The following is a 20,882-nucleotide window of genomic DNA, read 5'->3' as shown; positions in this document are numbered from 1 at the left end:
GCGCACGGAGGCGGGCTCCGTTGCCAGTAGACTGTTCAGCGGCCGCATGGCGACGCGGCGGAGGGGAGCACGAGCATATGCGTCTGCTCTGTCTCACGGACAGCGATCCCGGTGAGGCGCTTCCGGGACTCGAGCTTCTCCCGCACGGCGTGCACACCTCGCCGCTCGGCGTGCGCGTGCCGAGCAGCGCCGCGGCTCGTTTCGACCTCCTGCTGGTCGACGGCGTCCGGGACGCCAGGCGCGCCCGCGGCGCCTGCCTCGATCTCAAGCGGGACTGCCCGACCCCGCGTCTCCTGCTCATCTCCGAGGCCGCGCTCCCGGCGGTCACCCCCGAGTGGGGCATCTCCGACGTCCTGCTGCCGACCGCGAGCCCGTCGGAGATCGACCTCCGCCTGCGCCTCGCGCGAGGGGATCAGCGCACCGAGCCCGCGGGTTCGGACAGCGCCGCCCCCTCTGCGATCAGCTCCGCCGGAGTCGTCATCGACGAGGGCAACTTCACGGCGCGGGTGCACGACCGCACCCTCGATCTCACCTACAAGGAGTTCGAGCTCCTCCACTTCCTCGTGGGTCATCCGGGCCGGGTCTTCACCCGGGAGCAGCTGCTGAGCGAGGTCTGGGGGACCGACTACTTCGGCGGGACCCGCACCGTGGACGTGCACGTGCGGCGGCTGCGCGCCAAGCTGAACGAGCACGAGACGCTCATCAGCACCGTCCGAGGCGTCGGCTACGGCTTCGCGAGAGCCAGAGAGCAGGACGACGAATGACCCCCACCCGCAGCCCTCATCATCGCCACCGAGTCCGAGACGGACTCGGCACGCACGCGACGGTCCCGACGCCCGAATACCCGGCATTCCCGTCCCGGCCTCCGGGGTCGGACTGAGATAAGGGGGCCGCACGGATGCTGATGGAGCGGATACCGGTCGCGGACTCGACGGTGCTCGCGCAGGTGCGCGCGGTCCTGGCCGAGGCCGAACAAGCCGACGGCGCCCCGCCGATCTCCGATCAGGCGGTGCTCGCGGTGGATCAGGGCCGGCGCTCGCTCTTCCTCTCCGCAGACGAGTCGGGAGCGCCGCGAGCGGTCGCGATCCTCGGAGAGGGCGAACTCGATCTCGTGGTCAGGCCCTCCGAGCGCGGCAAGGGCCTCGGAGGATCCGCGCTTCGCGAGCTTCTCCGCCTCGCAGACCGCGACCGGACGGATGCGGGGAGCATCGGGAACGCGGAGCGCTCGGCACAGCTCCGCGCCTGGTCGCACGGCGAGAACCCCGCGGCCGAAACGCTCCTGCGCGCGAACGGTTTCGTCCCGATCCGCACGCTCTACCGCCTGGCCCTCGACCCCGCCGCACTCGCGGAAGCGATCTCGAACGCCAGAGAGATCCCGGAGGGCTTCACGGCTGTGCCGTTCGATCCCGACGAGCCCGAGCACGCGAGCGCTTGGGTGCGGGCGAACGCCGCCGCCTTCGCCGACCATCCGGAGCAGGGAGCGGTCACGCTCGCCGACTTCGCAGCGCTCACCGGAGAGCCGTGGTTCGACCCGGCCGATCTGATCCTCGCCTTCGACGCCTCGGCAGGTCCGCGCGGGGGGACGCTCGCCGGTTACACCTGGATCAAGACCGTGCGCGAGCAGCCGGAGAAGGGCACGGAAGCGGGCACCGAGACCGAGCTCTACGTGATCGGCGTCGACCCGGCCTACGCCGGAAACGGGCTGGGCTCCGCGCTGCTCGGCGAGACGCTGCGACGCATGCGGCAGCACCGCCCCGAGCGCATCACGCTCTACGTGGACGAGGACAACACCGCGGCCCGTCGCCTCTACGAACGGACAGGTTTCACGGTCGATCAGCGCAGCACGCAATGGCTCCGCGAGAGCGAACACTCGGTGAACGATGGGCACGGGACCGACGAAGCGGCGCACGCCGAGCCCGCTGCTGCCACAATGGAGGGCATGAGCGAGTTCACCGGCGCGGCCACTGATCACAGCGAGACGAATCAGCCGCAGCGCGAGGATGCGGGTCCGGCGGAGAACGCGCTCGCGGAGCCCCTCGCGGACGCCCCGGCGCCCGGCGCGGAGGAGCTGCCCGCGGACCGCTACATCGACCGCGAGCTCAGCTGGCTCGCATTCAATCAGCGCGTCCTCGAACTCGCCGAGGATCCGGAGGTGCCGCTGCTCGAACGCACCAACTTCCTGGCCATCTTCGCGTCGAATCTCGATGAGTTCTTCATGGTGCGGGTCGCCGGGCTCAAGCGCCGCATCGTCACCGGGCTGGCCGTGCCGACCAACGTCGGGCGCGCCCCGACCGACGTGCTGGCCGAGATCACCCGCACCGCCTACGAACTGCAGCAGCGGCACGCCCGCTGCTGGCGCGAGCAGGTGCAGCCGGAGCTGGCCGAGGCCGGTGTGCGCATCGTCGCCTGGAACACCCTCGACGAGGCCGATCGGGCCTACCTCACCGCTTACTACGAGCAGCGCATCTACCCGGTGCTCATGCCCCTCGCGGTGGATCCGGCGCATCCCTTCCCCTACATCTCGGGCCGGGCGCTGAATCTCTCGATCCGCGTGCGGAACCCCCGCTCGGACAAGGTCGAGTTCGCCCGCCTCAAGGTGCCGCAGATGATCCCGCGGTACGTCCGGGTGGACGGACGCGAAGAGGCCGACAACGTCCGGTTCATCGCGCTCGAGGAGCTCATCGCCAACCAGCTCGACGGACTGTTCCCGGGCATGGAGGTCATCGATCACCACGTCTTCCGGGTGACCCGGAACGAGGACGTCGAGATCGAGGAGGACGAGACCGAGAGCCTCATCCAGGCGCTCGAGAAGGAACTGCTCCGGCGCCGCTTCGGACCGCCGATCCGACTCGAGATCTCGGACGACATGGACGACGCCACCCTCGAGCTCCTCGTCAGCGAGTTCGGCATCGACCGGCAGCAGGTGTTCACCCTGCAGGGTCCGCTCGATCTCAGCGGCCTCTTCGCGCTGTCCAAGCTGAACCGGCAGGATCTGAAGTTCAGGCCGCACATCCCGGTGACGAACCGCCAGTTCCGCGCGTCCTCCCCGAGCGAGACCCCTGACATGTTCGGCGCCATCGCCCGCCGGGAGGTGCTCGTCCACCACCCCTACGAGTCGTTCTCGACGAGCGTGCAGGCGTTCGTCGAGCAGGCCGCCACGGATCCGGACGTGCTCGCGATCAAGCAGACGCTCTATCGCACCTCGGGGGACAGTCCCATCGTCGCCTCGCTGATCAAGGCGGCCGAGGCCGGCAAGCAGGTGCTCGCGCTCGTGGAGATCAAGGCCCGCTTCGACGAGGAGGCCAACATCACCTGGGCGCGGAAGCTCGAGCAGGCCGGCGTCCACGTCGTCTACGGTCTCGTCGGCCTGAAGACCCACTGCAAGCTGGTCCACGTGATCCGCGAGGAGCACGGGCACCTCGCCCACTACTGCCACATCGGCACCGGCAACTACAATCCCAAGACCAGCCGCATCTACGAGGACTTCGGGCTGTTCACCGCCTCGCCCGAGGTGGGCCGAGACGTGACGAAGCTCTTCAACGTCCTCTCCGGATACGCCATCGAGACCAACTACGATCGCCTCCTCGTGGCCCCCGAAGGCCTGCGCCGCGGTCTGCTCGAGCGCATCGAGCGGGAGGCCGAGCACGCGCGGGCCGGCCGGCCCAGCAGGATCCGCCTCAAGGCCAACAGCATGGTCGACGAGCAGATCATCGACGCGCTCTACCGCGCCAGCCAGGCCGGCGTTCCCATCGACGTCTGGATCCGCGGCATCTGCTCCATCCGCGCCGGGGTCCCCGGCCTCTCCGAGACGATCCGGGTGCGCTCGGTGCTCGGCCGGTATCTCGAGCACTCGCGCATCTACGCCTTCGAGAACGAGGGGGATCCCGAGGTCTTCATCGGCAGCGCCGACCTGATGCACCGGAACCTCGACCGGCGGATCGAGGTGCTCGCGAAGATCGTCGACCGCGAGCACCTGGCGCGCATCGACCGCTTCTTCGAGTTCGGCTTCAGCGACGAGGTGAGTTCCTGGCACCTGCAGGCCGACGGCACCTGGCAGCGCCGCGCGGTGAACGACGAGGGCGACCGGCTGCCGGATCTGCAGGATCTGGTGATGCGGGATCGCACGGAGGCCCGCTCGCGCGACGGCCGGAGCACTCGGTGAGCTCACCCGTCCTGGCCGCGGGCACCGTGTGCTGGCGGCGGGTCGACGACCAGCTGATGGTGCTGCTCGTGCATCGGACGAAGCAGAAGGACGTCTCGTTCCCGAAGGGCAAGCTGGATCCCGGCGAGAGCATGCCCCAGGCCGCCGCTCGGGAGACCCTCGAGGAGACCGGCATCGCGGTCTCGCTCGGGGTGAACCTCGGCACCATCACCTACCGTCTGCCGGACGGCGGGGAGCGGAAGACCGTGCAGTACTGGGCCGCGGAGATCACCGACGAGGCGGCCCGGGCGTCCACCTTCCGCCCGAACCGGGAGATCGCGGCGCTGGAGTGGGTGCCCGCCCGCGAGGTCCCCGAGCGGCTCAGCTACCGGGCGGATCGCGACCTCTTCGACGTCTTCGTGAAGCTCGAGAAACGCGACGCCATCGACACGTTCTCGGTGATCCTCCTCAGGCACGCGAAGGCCGAGTCTCGCAGCTCGCTGTACCCCGAGGACCGCCTGCGCCCGCTCTCGGACACCGGCGAGGACCAGGCCGAGACCCTCGTGGCCACGCTCCAGGCGTTCGGCCCGTCGCGGCTGCACTCCTCCAGCGCCGAACGGTGCATGCGCACGATCGCGCCGCTCTCCCACCGGCTCCGCAAGACCGTCCGGGTGAACGAGGGGCTCAGCCAGGACGCCTGGGATGCGGGAGAGACCGAGGATCTGCGGCGGACGATCGGCAAGCTCGTGCGCAAGGGCAAGAACTCCGTGGTCTGCACCCACCGCCCGGTGCTGCCCGACGCCGCGCGGGAGATCGCGCTCGCCACCGGCAGCCTTCCCGGCGACTATCTGCGCGAGGCCGCCGCCCTGCCCCCCGCGGGCTTCTCGGTGTTCCACCTCTCCAAGCAGCGCCCGGGCAGCGGGATCATCTCCGTCGAGACCTACCCGCTGAAGGAGCTGCGCGGGTAGATTCGCGGCGGGCGGGGATCCTCCCCCACGAGCGGGACCCCGTTTGGCGAGCGGGACGGAGATCCACGGTGCAGGCCCGTCCCGTTCGTGAAACGGAGTCCCGTTCGCGCGACGGATTCGGCGATTCGGCGACCGGGGTGACGTCACTCCTCGGTGACGAGCCACTCCCGGGCACCGTCCCTCATCCAGTCAACGCGGCCCGAGACGGGCCGCGGAGCGGACGCGAAAAGGCCAGAAATGGCCTTTTCGGCGACCGGGGTGACGTCACTCCTCGGTGACGAGCCACTCCCGGGCACCGTCCCCGTCCGCTCCATTCGCGTTGACGGTGGCGCGGGTGCGCTCGCGGACGTCCGCATCGAACCCCTCGCTCTGGCAGACGCCCTGGGGCGTGTCGGAGGCGACGGAGCACCAGCGGTAGACGCCGTCCTTCATGTTGGTGGCCGCCGCCCAGGAGACGTCCGCGGTCTCCCAGCTGCCGTCCTCCTGCTTCGCGAACTGCACCCGCACCGTCAGGAACTCGTTGTTGACCCGGTACTCGGGCGGCGCCGACTCGCTGATGGTGTTGCCCAGTCCGTAGGCGATCCAGACATCGTTGTAGAGTTCCAGGGGCTGGACGGAGTGCGTGTGGTGATTCGCGATGAAGTCGAACTCGCCGCTATCGACCAGGGCCTCCGCATTGGAGATCTGCTGGATGTCCGGGCTCGTCGCGTATTCGGTGCCGGCGTGCTGCACGCCGATCACGAGTTCGGCCCCGGCCTCCCTCGCCGCCTCGGCCTTCGCAATGGCACGCTCGGGATCGAGCCCGAGCTCCGGGCCGCTGTAGTCGACCTGCCATTCGTGCTCCGCGGCCAGACCGTTGAGCGAGAACGTCGAGGTGATGATCCCGATCTTCACACCGTTGGCCTCGACGATCAGCGGCTCGTCGCGCTCGCCCTCCTCGCGGTACGACCCCGTGTGCTCGATCCCGACCGCGTCGAGCTCGTCGAGCGTGCGCAGCAGCCCCTCGGTCCCCTGGTCCACCGTGTGATTGGATGCCGTCGTGCAGACGTCGTATCCGGTCTCCTTCACCGCGGCGGCGAGCTCGGGCGGAGTGCTGAAGGCGGGATATCCGGCGTAGGGCCCTCCCGAGGGCGCGAGCGGGGTCTCCATCTGGCAGATCGCGAGATCGGCGCGTTTCAGGTACTTGCGCTGCCCGCTCAGCAGCGGGACGAAGTCGAAATTGCGGCCCTGCTCGTCGGTCTCGATGGCGTACGGCGTCCACAGCCCCTCGTGGAAGAGCAGATCGCCGGTCATGACGACGGAGACGCAATGATCGGTCGGGCACTCCGGCCCGGCGCCGGGCTGCGGCTCCGGCTCCGGAGGAGCCTCCGAGGTCGGCTGGGACTCGGTCGGCGGCACCGGTTCGGATTCGGCCCCCGGCTCGGGCGCGCACGCCGCAAGGGCCGCGATCAGCGCGATGCCCGCGATCCCGAGCGTCAGTCTTCTGTGCGGAGCTGAGGAGGATCCCATGCGATCATCCTACGCGGCGGCGGCCTCCCCCGCGGCTCCTCCTCCGGGCTCCCCCTCCAGGGGGAGGAAAGCGGGGGCCGGAGGGCCTACGATCGGAGACATGAGCAAGAAGCAGCAGCACCCCCTCCTGAGGGCCTCGATGACCTGGACGGTGGCCGGCATTCTCGTGGGCGCCGGCCTGGGCGGCTGGCTCGGCTCTCTCGCGGGCACGGTCGGCACGGGAATCGGCGTCGGGCTCGCGGTCGGCGCCACCCTCGGATTCATCATCGGCGTTCCGCGAGGCGAAGACTAGACGCGCCCGGCCGCGAGCCTCGGACGGGGTTCTACGGCTGCTGGAAGCGCTTCACGCCGGCTGCCGTGTAGTAGCGGATCGCACCGTTCACATCCACGACGCCGTAGGACGCCTCCCCGTTCGACATCTCGTTGACATCGACGATCGTTCCGCGGGCGCCGGCGACCGCGACGACGTCGTCGCCGACGTTGAGTTCCGTGTTCTCGTCCATGCCGACAGCCTAGCCGCCGGAGCGCCGAGGGCGCACCGGCCTCAGCAGCGCCCGGCGCTCGGCGCGAGCGGGGCTATCGCTCTCCCCTGACCAGACGGGTGATGCTCTGCACCGTGATCACGACGCCGACGATGCCCAGGAGTCCCGCGAGCGCGCCGGTCACGAGGTGCAGCTCGAGGAGCGCGAAGGCCAGCACGGCGCCGACGATCAGCACGATGCCGAGCGGCAGGAGGATCTTCGGGGACGGGAGCTGCGGTGACGGCTGAGAATCGGTCATGCAGCCAGGATATCGGCGATCGGACGACGATCCGCTTCCGCTCGAACCCAGTGAGACCCGCCACGAGGGCGGGTCTCACTGCGTGTGGTCGGGATGACAGGATTTGAACCTGCGACCCCGTCGTCCCGAACGACGTGCGCTACCAAGCTGCGCCACATCCCGATCGTGCCGAAGCACGTCTGCCAGTCTAACCCGTCAGGGGGTCGCCGCCAAAACGCCCCGGTCGGCGATCGCGTCGGCGCTCACCGGAGCTCGGCGTAGCCGCCCGACGGGAGCCGGTCCCGGAGCACCGGGAACTCGCTCCGGACCTCGGCGACCAGCGAGGGGTCGACGTCCACCACCGCGATCTCCTCGACGTCCGGGGAGCATTCCGCGATCACGCGGCCCCAGGGATCCACCACCCGACTGCACCCGGCGAGCTCGACCCCCGCTTGGACGCCGCACGCGTTCACCGCGATGATCCACAACTGGTGCTCGACGGCTCTCGCCTCGGTGAACAGGGTGAAATGCTCCCGCCTGGCGGCCGGCCAGGCGGCGGGAACGATCGCCGTCTCGGCCCCGCGCGCGCCGATCTCCGACCAGAGACCGGGGAAGCGCAGGTCGTAGCAGGTGGTCGACGCCAGCCTCCCCAGCGGCGTGTCGACGACGCTCAACGAGTCTCCCGGCGTCAGCAGCTCGGCCTCGCGGGAGCGATAGCCGAACACGTGGATCTTGCGATAGACCTGGGCGATCCGGCCCAGCGGGTCCACCAGGACCGTCGTGTTGTGGAGCCGCCCGTCCTCGCCCCGTTCGACGAAGCTCCCGGCGTGCACCCAGACGCCCAGGTCGCGCGCGACGCGGATGCACATGGACACCGTCGGGCCGTCGCCCGGCTCGGCCAGCTCGTCGTAGCGGTCGAAGGCGAGGTAGCCCGCGCTCCAGAGCTCGGGGAGCACGAAGAGCTCGATCCCCTCGCCGTCCCGAGCGCGCAGCAGGGTCTCCACCCGGCCGATGCGTTCGTCCCTGGACTCCTCATCGGGGCTGGCGATCTGCACGAGAGCGACGCGGGTCATGCCGGCCCCGCGGCTCTCGGCGCGTCCGCGGAGCCGCCTCCGCGCGCTTCCGCGGCGCTGCGCCTGAGCCCCTCGCTGTCGGCGGCGATGGTCCCCTCCCGGTGCGCGCGCATCAGCGCCTCCACCTCGTCCGAGCCGGCACCGGCGGCGATCCGGTCGAGCATGTGCTCGTGCTCGTCGCTGAGCCGCTGCGCCACCGTGCCGCGGTACCCCACGACCGATGCCCGCACCGCGGCGATCCGCGACTGGCCGCGGTCGAGGATGTCGCGCAGGTGCCGGTTCGGGCACGGCGCGCGGAGGATGCCGTGGAACTCGAGGCTGCCCTCGTTGTAGGCGTGGAAGTCCCCGGAGTCGTGCGCCTCGTTCATGCGCGCGTTCACCTCGCGGGCGCGGGAGAGCTCGCCGTCGGTGAGGAGCGGGACCGACAGCCCGACGGCCAGGCCCTCGAGCACGGCCTGCGTCTGCATGATCTCCCGGTACTCCTCGATCGTCAGCTCGGCGACCCTGACCCCGCGGTGGAACAGGAACTCGACCAGCCCCTCGCTCTCGAGTCGTCGCAGCGCCTCGCGCGTGGGGATCAGGCTCACGCCGGTCTTCTCGGCGAGCAGGCCGATGTTCAGGAACTCTCCGGTGCCGAAGGTGCCGTCGACGATGCGCTCCATCACGAAGTCGTACACCAGCTGGGTCTTGTTCCCGGTCTTGCCGGGCGGTGCGGTCATGCCGCCGGCCTCTGCACGGCACCGTCCGGGACGTGACGGTGGAGGAACGCGGCGATGTGATCGAGCTCGTCGGCGCCGATGCTGTGGGCGATACCGGGATACAGGCGCGCCTCGAGCTCGGTATGCCTCGGCGACCACTCCGCGGTCGACTCGATCCGCTCCCTGTCGATGATCGGATCGGCCTCGTCGCGGCCCCAGAAGAGCGGAGGGCGGATCCTCGCGAGTTCGGCGTCGCCGTCGAACCGGCCGGGAGCGACGAAGCCCGAGCAGTTGACGCCGCAGGCGAAACGGTCGGGCCGCAGCCGGAGCAGCGAGGTAACCTGGCAGCCTCCCTGGGAGAACCCGAGCAGCGCGACCGCACCGATCCCTCCGGCGCCGGTCCCATCGGAGCCGAGATCATCCGCACCGTGATCGAGGATCCTCTCGTCCAGTCCGTCGAGCCAGTCGAGCACGGCGAGTGCGGCCGTGTGCGGCCCGCTTCCGACGAACTCTGCGGGCTCGGGCTGCGGCAGCGGCAGACCGTCCGCACCGAGCGGAAGCGGCCACCAGGAGTATCCGTCGACGATCGGCGGCGGTGCGACGAGCGGCGCTCGCGGCGACGCGCAGACGAAGCCGAGCGGCAGGCGGGGCGCCAGTCCGATCAGATCCCCCTCGAAGGATCCGAAGCCGTGCATCAGGAGCAGGAGCGGTCGACCCTCGGCGAGCGCACGCGCAGCGGCGTCGGCGGACGCCTCCCGCCCGGCGACCGCCCAGCGCACCGCATCAGCGTCGATTCGCACCGCACTCATGGGTGTAAGCATAGCCGAGCCGTATATTCTCCGGACGATGCGCGGCGCGGCGCGCGCACCGGCCCCCGCGAGCGGATCAGCCGAAGCGGCCGCTGACGTAGTCCTCGGTCGACTTCTCCGTCGGGGTCGAGAAGATCGTGGAGGTGTCGTCGTACTCGATCAGCTTGCCCGGCTTGCCCGTGCCCGCGATGTTGAAGAAGGCGGTGCGATCCGACACGCGCGAGGCCTGCTGCATGTTGTGCGTCACGATCACGATCGTGTACTCGGTCTTCAGCTCGTCGATCAGGTCCTCGATCGCGAGCGTCGAGATGGGGTCGAGCGCCGAGCAGGGCTCGTCCATCAGGAGCACCTCGGGCTGAACGGCGATGGCGCGGGCGATGCAGAGCCGCTGCTGCTGGCCGCCGGAGAGCCCCGATCCCGGCTTGTCGAGACGGTCCTTGACCTCCTCCCAGAGGTTGGAGCCCTTGAGCGAGCGCTCGACCAGATCGTCGGCGTCGCTCTTCGAGAGCCGACGATTGTTGAGGCTGACGCCGGCGAGCACGTTCTCGCGGATCGACATGGTGGGGAAGGGGTTCGGCCGCTGGAACACCATGCCGACCTGCCGCCGCACCAGCACGGGATCGACTCCCGGGCCGTACAGGTTGTCGCCGTCGAGCAGCACCTCTCCCGTCACGTACGCCTTCGGGATCACCTCATGCATCCGGTTGAGCGTGCGCAGGAATGTGGACTTGCCGCAACCGGACGGGCCGATGAACGCGGTGACGCTCCGCGGCTCGATGTTCATGGACACGCCCTCGACCGCGAGGAAGTCCCCGTAGTAGACGTTGAGGTCGTTGACTTCGATTCGCTTCGACATGTTGTGGTGCTTCCTTCAGCTATGCGGGTCGATGACGTGTGTGGTGGCGCCCGTGGGCTCGGTCGAGGGCCGTCCGCTCATCGGCCCGTCTTCGGTGAGAAGTACTTCGCGATGAGGCGCGCGACGATGTTGAGCGCCAGCACGATGAGGATCAGGGTGAGCGCACCGGCCCACGCGCGGCCGAGCGCCGCGTCGATGTTGGTCCCCGGGTTCTGGAACTGGCTGTAGACGAACACCGGAAGGGTCATCATGGGCTGGTCGAACAGGTTCGTGTTCAGCGACGTCGTGAAGCCGGCGGTGAGCAGCAGCGGAGCGGTCTCGCCGATGACTCGCGAGATCGAGAGCATCACGCCGGTCATGATGCCCGCGATCGCCGTGGGCAGCACCACCTTGGCGATCGTCAGCCACTTCGGCACGCCCAGCGCGTACGAGGCCTCGCGCAGCTCGTTGGGGACCAGCCGCAGCATCTCCTCGCTCGAGCGCACGACCACGGGCACCATCAGCACGCAGAGCGCGAGCGTGCCCATGAAGCCCATGTACTTGCCGGAGCCGATGAGCATGGTGAACAGCGCGACGATGAAGAGGCCGGCGACGATCGAGGGGATGCCGGTCATCACGTCGACGAAGAAGGTGATCGCGCGCGCGAGCCGCCCGCGCCCGTACTCGACCAGGTAGATCGAGGTGAACAGACCGATCGGCACCGAGATGATCGCCGCGGCCAGCGTGATCAGCAGCGTTCCCCAGATGGCGTGGACGGCGCCGCCGCCGTCCCCCACGACGCTGCGCATCGAACTCGAGAAGAACTCGGCGTCGAAGCGTTGCAGGCCGTTGACCGTCACCGTGTAGAGCAGCGAGACGAGCGGCAGCAGCGCGATCGCGAAGGCCAGCGAGACGAGCGCCGTCGCGAAGCGGTTCGTGGCGTGACGGCTGCTCTCGACGATCCGCGAGATGACCACCAGCGCGATGGCGAACACGACGAACCCGAAGAAGACGGCGCCAGCGATGTTGAAGTCGGCGATCTCACCGCCCATGTTGAGCAGCGCGAAGACGGCGAAGGACAGCGCCAGCGACACCGCGAGGATCGTCCAGGGCGCCCAGCGGGGCAGACGGCCCGAACTGAGCGAGTTGATCGCGTTCGCGGCGCTCGGCGTGACTACGGAGGCGGTCATCAGTTGGCTCCAGAGAATTCGGCTCGGCGGTTGACGATCCAGCGGGCGACCGCGTTCACGACGAAGGTGACGATGAAGAGCACGAGACCGGTCGCGATGAGTGCGTTGGTGCCGGTGCCGTGCGCCTCACCGAAGTTGAGGGCGATGTTCGCCGGGATGGTCGAGGGGTTCGTGGACGTGAGCACCTGGAAGGTGACCACGCCGGTGGCGGAGAGGACCATGGTCACGGCCATGGTCTCTCCGAGTGCGCGTCCGAGCGCCAGCATGGCTGCCGAGACGATGCCGCCGCGGGAGAAGGGGAACACCGACATGCGGATCATCTCCCAGCGCGTCGCGCCGAGGGCGAGCGCCGCTTCCTCGTGCAGCTTCGGCGTCTGCAGGAAGACCTCGCGGCAGATCGCCGTCATGATCGGGAGGATCATGACCATGAGCACCAGCGACGCGGTCAGGATAGTGCGCCCCGTGGCGGACACCTGTCCGGAGAAGAGCGGGATCCAGCCGAGGTTGGCGTTGAGCCAGACGTAGAAGGGCTGGAGGAAGCCGCTGAGGACGATCGCTCCCCAGAGCCCGTAGACCACGGAGGGAACGGCCGCCAGGAGATCGATGATCGTGCCGAGCAGCGTGGCGAGGCGTCTCGGCGCATAGTGCGAGATGAAGAGCGCGATGCCGATGCTCAGCGGGGCGGCGAGCGCCAGCGCGATGAGCGACGACCAGATCGTGCCGAACACGAGGGGCCCGACGTAGGAGAGGAAGCTCGCGCCGCCCAGGATCGGGTTGGTTTCCGGATCCTCGGTCAGCGCGGGGATGCTCTGGGCGATGAGGAAGAAGGTCACCGCCGCGAGGACGAGCAGGATGATGATGCCGGAGCCGAGCGCGGTGCCGGAGAAGATGACGTCTCCGAGCCTCCGTTTCGCTGCAGGGGCTCCGGCCTGCGGAGATGTGGTCGCGGTACTCATGCTCTCCTCGTCGCGCAACGGTGGTTCTTCATATTAGACAGGGGACCCGCCCCGCGCGATGCCCCGGCCGATCGTTCTCGGCCGGGGCATCGCGCGGAGCGAGGTTCGACTACTCGGCTGCGCCGCTGCCGATCAGCTCGATCGCACCGTTGATCTGCGTGCGGAGCGTCTCGGAGAGCGGGGCGGAACCGGCGGCCCCGGCGGAGACCTCCTGGCCCTCGGCGCTCGCGACGAAGGTGAAGTACTCCTTGACGAGCTCCGCGATGTTCGCGTCCTCGTACTGCTCGCAGGCGATGAGGTAGCTCACCAGGGCGATCGGGTAGGAGCCGGCGGGGGCGGCGGCGGGATCGACCTCGAAGACGAGATCGCCGGCGCCACGGCCCTCGGCGAGCGGCGAGGCCTCGACCAGCTGCGCGGCGGCCTCGGCCGAGTAGGAGACGAATTCCTCGCCGACCTGCACCGCGACGGTGCCCAGGGTGCCGGCCTGCGACGCGTCGGCGTAGCCGATGGTGCCGTTGCCGTTGGTGACCGTCTGGACGACGCCCGAGGTGCCCTGGGCCGACTCGCCCTCGGCGACCGGCCAGGTGTCGGAGGGCTCGTGCGGCCACTCGTCGGGAGCCACCGCGTTCAGGTAGGTGCCGAAGACCTCGCTGGTGCCGGAGGTGTCGCTGCGGTGCACGGGCGAGATGTCCAGGTCGGGCAGCTCGACGCCGTCGTTGTCCTCGGCGATGGCCGCATCGTTCCACTTGGTGATCTCGCCGTTGAAGATGTCGGCGACGACCGACGGCTTCAGGTTGAGCGACTCGACGCCCTCGATGTTGAAGATGATGGCGACGGGCGAGATGTAGACCGGGATCTCGACGATGTCGTCGGTCACGCACGAACCGAAACCGCCCGCGGCGATCTCCTCGTCGTCGAAGGCGCGGTCGGAGCCGATGTAGGCCTGTCCGCCGCCCTGGAAGTTGTCGCGGCCCACACCGGAGCCGGTGGCCTGGTAGTTGATGGTGACGCCACTGTGGGTGTCCTGGAACGAAGCGATCCAGGCCTGCTGCGCGGCGTCCTGCGAGGAAGCACCGGTGGCGTTCAGCGTGCCCGTGAGCGACGAGCCGTTTTCCCCGTTCTCGCCGCTGCCGCTTCCACCTTCATTGGAAGCGCAGGAGGTGAGCGCGAGCAGGGCGATGCCACCGATAGCGGCGGCCTTCATCGAAGCTGAGATCTTCACTGCGGGTCGTATCCGTTTCTTCGTTGGGTACATGTGTGAGTGAGCAAGCGCCCACAGCATCACAGGATAAGAGCGTCACGTGACCGAAACTCTTCTTGAAAATGAACGGAAGGTTAACGGAGGTGAACGAGAGGTTGCCGTTTATGACCGCAATCCGAGCGTTCGATGTCGCGTATCCGGCATCCTCATGCGGTCGGCGAGGGAGAAGTCGGACCCCTGCACCCGTCCTCGCTATCGGCGGTTTCGCGGAGAAGTCGCAGCCGTTCCCCAGGGAGATCTGCATCAACCGTGGACGCGAGCCGAGCGGGGCGGGCTCTCCAGCCGCGCCCCGCTCGGTCGGGCGTCGCTCAGCGCACCCGGAGGGTGAGCTGCTTCGACTGGGCCGTGAGCTGCGTCGAGGTCGCGGGGAGCTGCACGCGCAGCTTGTGCGAACCCTTCTTGAGCTTGGGCAGCGTGACGGTCACCTTGCCCTTCCGAGACGCCGCCAGCGACACGGTCTTGACCGTCTTCTTGCCCGACAGCACGCGCACCTTGCCGCTCGCGTAGACGCCGGAGGCGCCCGGCAGCTTCACCGTCACCCGGATCTTCGCCTTCTGGGACCGCTTCACCGACTTCTTGGCGAGCGAAGCCGACACGGTCGGCTTCGCCTTCGCGATCCGGACCGTGGTCGAGGCCTCGCCTGCCGAGACGCCCTCCGAGCCCAGGTACTTCGCCGTGAGCCTCTGCGAGCCGGGCCTGGTCGTCTTCGGCAGGGCGATCGTGGCCTTCCCGTTCGACAGCTCGAGCGTCTTCACGCTCTTGCCCGCGAACAGCACCTGCACCTTGCCGGTCGCGGGGCGTCCGTCCGCGGTGACCGTGGCCGTCGCGGAGTTCGCCTGACCGTACTTGAGCGACGAGCTCTTCGCCTTCACGCTCACCGCGGGCTCCACGACGCCCGGCTCGAGATCGCCCACGACCGCACGGCCCAGCGGAGCCGGGTCCACGGTGTCGTGGGACTTGAAGTACTCGACGGTTGCCGCGAGATCGATCTGGCCGGTGTCGGTGCGCTCCGTGCCCTCGGCGAGGGTGACGAAGTTGTCGCCGCCGGCCGCGAGGAACGAGTTCGTGACGACGGTGAAGGTGTCGGCATCCTGCACATCCTCGCCCTCGAAGCGGATCGTCTGCACCCGTTCGCCTCGGGGAGCCTCGGGATCGTAGCCGTAGCTGAGCCCGTCGGAGATCCCGAGGTGCAGCTTGGGCCGGGACGATCCCTCGGGCTGCCACTGCTCTTCGAGAACCTGGCGCAGCTGGGCGCCGGTGAGCTCGAGCGTGACGAGGGTGTTGGCGAACGGCTGCACATTGGCCGCCGCGCGGTAGCTGACGGTGCCGTCGGCGCCGTACGCGAGATCGGCCCGGAGACCGCCGGGGTTCATCAGCCCGATCTGCGCCTTCGTCCCGGCGTACGCGTCGTTCGACGTCGCCCACAGGTAGACGTCCGCGACCAGGTTGCCGAGGGTGGACTCGATACCGCGATCCTCGGATCCCTCGCTCGTCTTGCCGCGCAGGATGTCGCCCGAGATCTCGCCGACCTGGACCTTGCCCGCCTCAGCGGCCTCCTCGACCGCCGAGTCGACGATGGCCTTGATGCGCTCGTCCGAGGGGAAGACCGGGACGTTGTTGGTCCCATCCTTCCGGGTCAGCGACACCGTCTCGCCCTCGGCCGAGACGAGCTTGTCCGCGGCCCGGTCGTAGACCAGGTCGAGCTTGCCGAGCGTCGTGCCGTACTGGTGCGCCTGGATCACCGGACGCTCCGCTCCGCTGGGACCCGCGATCTCGCAGGCGTAGCGCTGATGGGTGTGCGCCGAGACGATCGCGTCGATGTACGTCGATGCCTCTCGGACGAGCTTGCCGTACTGGCTGCGCTCGCCGGCGATCGCCGAGCAGTCGGAGACCGCCGAGCCCTCGTGGGTCAGCAGCACGATCGCGTCGGCCAGGTCGTCCCGGACGATCTTGCCCGCCACGCGGTTCGCCGCGGCGAGCTGATCGCCGAACTCGATGCCCGCGATTCCCGTCGGGCTGACCATCGCGGCGGTCTGCTCGGTCACCGTGCCGATGAACGCCACGCGCACGCCGTCGACGGTCTTGACCTCGAACTCCTTCAGCGCGGGCGTCTGGGTGCCCTTCAGATACACGTTGGCGCCCAGGCCGAACTCGTCTCCGCCGAAGCGGGGCAGCACGCGATCGGTCAGATCGGCGAAGCCCTGGTCGAACTCGTGGTTGCCGACTGCACTCAGATCGAGCCCGGCCTCGCGGAGCACGTCGATGCTCGGGTTGTCCTGCGCGATGAAGGACGGGAAGGTCGAGGCGCCGATGTTGTCGCCGGCCGACACGAACAGGGTGTTGACGTTCTGCTCGCGGTGCGCGTTCACCGCGCCGGCGACGCCCGCCGCGCCGACCTCGCCGTTGCTGAGACCGGCCTCGAGCCGGCCGTGGAAGTCGTTGATCGTGAGGATCTGCAGCTCGGGGAACAGGTCGGTGATCTCGAACAGCGTGGTCGTGCCCGACACCTCGTTGCCGACGGCGAGCAGCGGCGTGCCCGTCGCGGAATCGGCCGCGGGAATGAAGGCGAGACCCTCCGCCCCGAGATCCCCGGCCGCCGCGCTGTTGGCGGCCTTCGTGAAGTCGCGGTTGTTCACGTAGGTGACGAACTTCGACTCCGCGGGATCGGTGATGTCGTAGACCACGACGCCGCCGACGCGCTCCAGGCCGACGAAGGCGTAGGTGCCTGCGCCGATCTGGCCGATGGCGAGGTTCTCGGGCTCGGGGCCCTTGTCGTCGCTGCGGTTCTTGCGGTTCGCGGCCGTGTGGTTCGAGTTGAAGTAGTCCGGGTTGGCGGCGAGCGTGATGCGCTCGAGCTGGTCGCCCGAGTCGAACACCTGGGTGCCGTCCGCGCCCCAGATCGAGAAGGAGCGCGCACCGAAGGCGTGCAGCTCCTCGTAGCAGGTGCCGGCCGCGTTCAGGCCCTCCTCCTTCGACACGTTGAGACGGCCGAGATCGGTGTTGCCGAGCTTGCCGACGAGCGGGCTGTCCGCGCAGAGCGTGAGGGATCCGGCTCGCGCGCCCTCGACGTAGCTGCCCCATTCCCGAGCGTCGCCCTCGTTCGCGGTGACCAGGTAGGTCTCGCCGCCCGCCTGGTAGGAGGCGATGCCGTCCGGCATGTAGATGCCCTTGAGCCCCTCGAACGTGCGGATGTCGACGGTGGTTCCCTGATCGCTCGGGTCGATGCCGTTGCCCGCCGCGCCGTGATCCTTGCGCCCGAGATCGAGGACCTCGGTGATCTCCGCCTGCGCGATGTCGACCTTGGCGATGGCGTTCGCCTCCTGGAGGGCGACGTAGGCGGTGTCGCCGTCGACGGTGATGTACTCGGGCTCGAGGTTGCGGCTGACCGGCTTGTCGGCGCCGTGCGGAGTCGGGCCGAACACGCGCACCCCGGCCGGGAGGGTCTTGCTGCCGCCGGCTTCGAAGTCGTTGAAGTCCGCGGTGCGGACATCGCTCTGCGCGGGTGCCGCCAGCTCGCCGGGAAGGCCGATGACGCTGACCGAGCCCTCGGGGTCGGAGGAGAAGTCATCCGCCGGCTCGCCCTCGTTCGCGGTCAGCGCGAACGCGCCGTCCTCGGAGAAGACGACGTTGTCGGGCAGCGCCCCGACCGTGACGGTTCCCAGGGGGGTCGCGGTGCCGGCGGTCGCATCGAAGAACAGCACGTGACCGGCGGCGGTCTTCGTGTCGGCCTGGAAGGCGATCGCGCCGAGTCCGTCCTCGCGGATGGCGACCGAGTTCGCCACGCCGGTCGAGGTGATCGTGTAGAGCTTCACGATCTGCGACGGGTCGCTGTAGTCGAGCACGTCCACCGCGCCGGCCTGGGCGTTCACGACGAACAGCCGGTCGCCGTGGGCCTGCACGATCTCGGCGGCGGATGCGTCGAACACCCCGGTCTCGAACGTACCGATGGCCTCGAGCGAGAGCTTGGCGTCGTCCGCCGAATGGACGATCGGCGCCGGGACGACGGCCGCGAGAGCGGCGTGCGCCGGCACGACCGCGGCGCCCAGCGCCAGAGTCAGTGCGACAGCGGAGGCGGACGCCCGCCGCGTCTGCTTCGTGAGCATGGACATGTAGGGTGGCTCCTTACGAAATGTGGAGAGCGGAAGAGCCCGGGGCTGCGATCGCGCAGAACTCCCAGGGCGTACTCAGTTTGAAGATCACAGGTGACCGAGAAGTGAACGGCGCTCGAACGGCGGATGACCGAAACTTCACCCGTTCGTAACCCTTCCGTGATCCGGCCGCGGCGGCTGCCGTCGCCCACGGGGTCCGCGGGCGGGACACCCCATAGGATCGGATCATGCCGATCCCCACGCTCATCGCCTTCGACCTGGACGACACCCTGGCCCCGTCCAAATCCCCGATCGACGAACGCATGCTGGCCGTGTTCGCGAGGCTGCTCGAGCGCACCTCCGTCGCCGTCATCTCGGGCGGCAACTTCGAGCAGTTCGAGACGCAGCTGCTCTCCCGCCTCGACGGGATCGACGAGACGACGCTCGAGCGGCTGCATCTCCTGCCGACCTGCGGCACCCGGTACGAGCACCGCGCCGACGGCGGCTGGCTCACCGTCTACCAGGAGCACCTCGGCCCCGTCGAACGCGACGCCGCGGTCGCCGCGCTCCGGGAGGAGGCCGAGCGCCTGGGCCTGTGGGAGTCGGAGACCTGGGGCGAGATCATCGAGGATCGGGGATCGCAGGTCACCTTCTCCGCCCTGGGCCAGCGGGCTCCGGTCGCCGCCAAGCAGGCCTGGGACCCCGACGGATCGAAGAAGAACGCGCTGCGGGCCGCGGTCGCGGAGCGCCTGCCCGAACTGGAGGTGCGCAGCGGCGGATCGACCTCGGTCGACATCACCAGGCGCGGCATCGACAAGGCGTACGGCATGCGAAAGCTCGCCGAGCAGACCGGGATCCCCCTCGACGACATGCTCTTCGTCGGAGACCGGCTCGACCCTGAGGGCAACGACTATCCGGTCAAGGCGCTGGGCGTGCGCTGCCGCGCCGTCGCGGACTGGGAGGACACCGCGGAGTTCCTGGAGGGACTGCTGAGCGTGCGCTCCCCGGCGTAGGCGATCGCGGCGGCGTCCGAGCCCGACCGCCCGAGGACTGCCGGGGACGGCTACCGGGCCAACGCCTCCGCGGAGAGCCCGAGCACCTCAGCCGTGCGGGCGAGGGAGGCCGCCGCCGCGGCCGGATCCCCGTTGAGTCCCGTGCCGTAGGCCGGGATGTGCTCCTCCACCCGGGGGCGCCACTCGCCGTCGAAGCGATCGGGGAAGCAGCGCCGCAGCACGTCGAGCATGGCGTGGACCGCGGTCGACGCGCCGGGCGAGGCGCCGAGCAGGCCGGCGATCGAGCCCTCCGCGCCGGTGATGACCTCGGTGCCGAACTGCAGGATCCCCCCGCGCTTCGGATCCTTCTTCATCACCTGCACGCGCTGCCCCGCGGTGATCATCCGCCAGTCCTGCGCCCGGGCCGAGGGAAGGTACTCGCGCAGCGCCGCGAGCTGCTTCTCGCGGCTCGCGAAGACCTCGCCGAGCAGGTACTTCTCGAGCGAGAACTCGGTGAGGCCGACCTTCACCATCGGGCCGAGATTGTGCGGACGGATGGACCCGGGCAGATCCCACCAGGAGCCCTTCTTCAGGAAGTTGGGACTGAACCCGGCATAGGGCCCGAAGAGCAGGCTCGCCTTGCCGTCGACGATCCGGGTGTCGAGGTGCGGCACCGACATGGGCGGCGCTCCGACCGCCGCCTTGCCGTAGACCTTCGCCCAGTGCTCGCGGACGATTTCCGGCCGGTCGCAGCGGAGGAACTTGCCGCTGATCGGGAAGCCGCCGAATCCTCGGATCTCGGGGATGCCGGAGGACTGCAGCAGCGAGAGCGCGCCGCCGCCCGCGCCGACGAAGACGAAGCGGGCGTTGATGATGCTCTCGCCGTACCCGGCGCGGCTGCGCAGGAAGACGTCCCAGGTGCCGTCGGCCCGGCGCCGCAGGCGCTTCGCCTCCTGACCGAAGCGGAGTCGGGCGCCCCCGGAGGTGAGATGACCGATCAGCTGCCGGGTGACCGAGCCGAAGTCGACGTCCGTGCCGCTCGCCGAACGGGTCGCGGCGAAGACCTCGTCCCTCGCGCGCCGCTCGACGAGCAGCGGGGCCCACTCCGCGATCCGCGCGGGATCGCCGCTGAACTCCATGTCCGAGAACAGCGGCTGTTCGCGCAGCACCTCGTGACGACGGCGCAGATAGTCCACGTTCTGCTCGCCGCGCACGAAGGTCATGTGCGGGACCGCGTTGATGAAGCTCGACGGCTCGCCCAGGACGCCCCGCTCCACGAGCGAGGACCACCATTCGCGCGAGAGCTGGAACTGCTCGTTGATCTCGATGGCCTTGCCGGGATCCAGCGTGCCGTCGGCCGCCTCGGGCATGTAGTTGAGTTCGCACAGGGCCGCGTGGCCGGTGCCCGCGTTGTTCCACGCATTGCTCGACTCGGTGGCCACCTCGGCGCGCGACTCGACGATCTCGATGGACCACTCGGGTTCGAGCTGAGAGATCAGGGTCCCGAGTGTCGCGCTCATCACGCCGCCGCCGATGAGTGCTACGTCTACCGTGTTATTACTCACGATGCACCAGTCTACCCCGGCCGGGTCGCGCCCGGCTG

17 protein-coding genes, 1 tRNA gene and 1 pseudogene are annotated in these 20,882 nt (G+C 69.3%); 6 read left to right on the top strand and 13 right to left on the bottom strand.

Translation table 11 applies throughout. The annotated features are described in order from the left end of the window. Window positions 1–77 precede the first annotated feature (77 nt). The 4 genes and pseudogenes from J4H92_RS09970 to J4H92_RS09960 all read left to right on the top strand — a co-directional run bounded on the left by J4H92_RS09970 (window position 78) and on the right by J4H92_RS09960 (window position 5,109). Window positions 78–764, top strand: coding sequence for a winged helix-turn-helix domain-containing protein (locus tag J4H92_RS09970; protein WP_208098041.1), 687 nt, complete (start codon window positions 78–80; stop codon window positions 762–764). Between the two features lie 134 nt (window positions 765–898). Then, a pseudogene (mshD, locus tag J4H92_RS15405) lies at window positions 899–1,840 on the top strand (mycothiol synthase); the annotation flags it as partial. Window positions 1,841–1,930: 90 nt separating this feature from the next. After that, window positions 1,931–4,162, top strand: a complete 2,232-nt coding sequence (locus J4H92_RS09965) for an RNA degradosome polyphosphate kinase (protein ID WP_424960872.1) — start codon at window positions 1,931–1,933, stop codon at window positions 4,160–4,162. Continuing rightward, window positions 4,159–5,109, top strand: coding sequence for an NUDIX domain-containing protein (locus tag J4H92_RS09960; RefSeq protein ID WP_208098039.1), 951 nt, complete (start codon window positions 4,159–4,161; stop codon window positions 5,107–5,109). The genes J4H92_RS09965 and J4H92_RS09960 overlap by 4 nt, the downstream gene beginning before the upstream one ends. Before the next feature lie 264 nt (window positions 5,110–5,373). On the opposite strand, the gene J4H92_RS09955 is transcribed toward J4H92_RS09960, so the two are convergent. Continuing rightward, on the bottom strand, window positions 5,374–6,618 hold the full coding sequence (locus J4H92_RS09955) for a CapA family protein (protein WP_208098038.1): 1,245 nt from the start codon (window positions 6,616–6,618) through the stop codon (window positions 5,374–5,376). Window positions 6,619–6,718: 100 nt separating this feature from the next. On the opposite strand from J4H92_RS09955, the gene J4H92_RS09950 reads away from it, so the two are divergent. Continuing rightward, complete coding sequence (locus J4H92_RS09950; RefSeq protein ID WP_208098037.1) at window positions 6,719–6,910, top strand: hypothetical protein; 192 nt, start codon at window positions 6,719–6,721, stop codon at window positions 6,908–6,910. Between the two features lie 31 nt (window positions 6,911–6,941). Here the strand turns inward: J4H92_RS09950 and J4H92_RS09945 are convergent, their stop codons facing one another. From J4H92_RS09945 to J4H92_RS09895, 11 genes are all read right to left on the bottom strand, one after another. Further along, a complete protein-coding gene (locus J4H92_RS09945; protein ID WP_208098036.1) occupies window positions 6,942–7,121 on the bottom strand; it encodes a hypothetical protein in 180 nt (59 codons plus the stop codon). Window positions 7,122–7,194: 73 nt separating this feature from the next. After that, on the bottom strand, window positions 7,195–7,398 hold the full coding sequence (locus J4H92_RS09940) for a hypothetical protein (protein ID WP_208098035.1): 204 nt from the start codon (window positions 7,396–7,398) through the stop codon (window positions 7,195–7,197). 85 nt (window positions 7,399–7,483) lie between these two features. Then, a tRNA-Pro gene (locus J4H92_RS09935) sits at window positions 7,484–7,560 on the bottom strand. An 80-nt stretch (window positions 7,561–7,640) separates the two neighbouring features. After that, window positions 7,641–8,450: a nitrilase-related carbon-nitrogen hydrolase gene (locus tag J4H92_RS09930; protein WP_208098034.1), complete on the bottom strand. Its 810-nt coding sequence runs from the start codon at window positions 8,448–8,450 to the stop codon at window positions 7,641–7,643. After that, a complete protein-coding gene (locus J4H92_RS09925; protein ID WP_208098033.1) occupies window positions 8,447–9,169 on the bottom strand; it encodes a GntR family transcriptional regulator in 723 nt (240 codons plus the stop codon). The genes J4H92_RS09930 and J4H92_RS09925 overlap by 4 nt, the downstream gene beginning before the upstream one ends. Then, window positions 9,166–9,957, bottom strand: coding sequence for an alpha/beta hydrolase (locus tag J4H92_RS09920; RefSeq protein ID WP_208098032.1), 792 nt, complete (start codon window positions 9,955–9,957; stop codon window positions 9,166–9,168). Before J4H92_RS09920 ends, J4H92_RS09925 begins: the two co-directional genes overlap by 4 nt. 76 nt (window positions 9,958–10,033) lie before the next feature. Beyond that, window positions 10,034–10,813 carry a phosphate ABC transporter ATP-binding protein PstB gene (gene pstB / locus J4H92_RS09915; protein WP_208098031.1) on the bottom strand — a complete coding sequence of 260 codons (780 nt, stop codon included), beginning with the start codon at window positions 10,811–10,813 and terminating at the stop codon, window positions 10,034–10,036. A gap of 77 nt (window positions 10,814–10,890) precedes the next feature. Further along, window positions 10,891–11,982, bottom strand: coding sequence for a phosphate ABC transporter permease PstA (gene pstA / locus J4H92_RS09910; RefSeq protein WP_208098030.1), 1,092 nt, complete (start codon window positions 11,980–11,982; stop codon window positions 10,891–10,893). Continuing rightward, window positions 11,982–12,938, bottom strand: coding sequence for a phosphate ABC transporter permease subunit PstC (gene pstC, locus J4H92_RS09905; protein ID WP_208098029.1), 957 nt, complete (start codon window positions 12,936–12,938; stop codon window positions 11,982–11,984). The genes pstA and pstC overlap by 1 nt, the downstream gene beginning before the upstream one ends. A gap of 109 nt (window positions 12,939–13,047) precedes the next feature. Further along, on the bottom strand, window positions 13,048–14,160 hold the full coding sequence (locus tag J4H92_RS09900) for an extracellular solute-binding protein (RefSeq protein ID WP_208098028.1): 1,113 nt from the start codon (window positions 14,158–14,160) through the stop codon (window positions 13,048–13,050). 347 nt (window positions 14,161–14,507) lie between these two features. Continuing rightward, a complete protein-coding gene (locus J4H92_RS09895) occupies window positions 14,508–18,308 on the bottom strand; it encodes a choice-of-anchor I family protein (protein ID WP_208098027.1) in 3,801 nt (1,266 codons plus the stop codon). 227 nt (window positions 18,309–18,535) lie between these two features. Here J4H92_RS09895 and J4H92_RS09890 point away from each other — a divergent pair, with 227 nt between their 5' ends. Beyond that, window positions 18,536–19,300, top strand: coding sequence for an HAD-IIB family hydrolase (locus J4H92_RS09890; protein ID WP_208098026.1), 765 nt, complete (start codon window positions 18,536–18,538; stop codon window positions 19,298–19,300). Between the two features lie 50 nt (window positions 19,301–19,350). Here the strand turns inward: J4H92_RS09890 and J4H92_RS09885 are convergent, their stop codons facing one another. Then, on the bottom strand, window positions 19,351–20,844 hold the full coding sequence (locus J4H92_RS09885) for a malate:quinone oxidoreductase (protein ID WP_208098025.1): 1,494 nt from the start codon (window positions 20,842–20,844) through the stop codon (window positions 19,351–19,353). Window positions 20,845–20,882: the final 38 nt, after the last annotated feature.

Origin of the sequence: Leucobacter weissii, assembly GCF_017565745.1 — a bacterium.
Lineage (GTDB): Bacteria > Actinomycetota > Actinomycetes > Actinomycetales > Microbacteriaceae > Leucobacter > Leucobacter weissii.
The sequence above is the reverse complement of the archived record's forward strand: the minus strand, read 5'-3'. Positions and strand labels throughout refer to the sequence as shown.